The following is a 258-nucleotide window of genomic DNA, read 5'->3' as shown; positions in this document are numbered from 1 at the left end:
CTTATTGGCGACAATACGGAATTAGAACGTGCAGCTACGGGTGCTATCGCCAATAGCCTGATGGAGCGTCTGCAAAACGTAAACCAGTACGATCGCAATGCGTTTGCGGCTATGACTGAGGGTATGACAGATAAGCAGATAGAACAGAAGCGACGTTATACCCAGAAGCAGACCCCCACCAAAGCTCAGCCTCCGGGGCTGGCATCGGATCAATATTTGCCTGAAGAACTCATCCAGCAGTATCTGACGCGGTTAGCA

1 protein-coding gene is annotated in these 258 nt (G+C 50.8%); it reads left to right on the top strand.

From position 1 onward, the window contains the following. Positions 1 to 258 (top strand): hypothetical protein (locus tag R0K30_RS22525; protein ID WP_410613138.1); only part of this gene is annotated, 258 nt, incomplete at both ends.

The organism is Bacillus sp. SIMBA_154 (assembly GCF_046536015.1).
Taxonomy (GTDB): Bacteria; Bacillota; Bacilli; order Bacillales; family Bacillaceae; genus Bacillus; species Bacillus pumilus_P.
The sequence above is the reverse complement of the archived record's forward strand: the minus strand, read 5'-3'. Positions and strand labels throughout refer to the sequence as shown.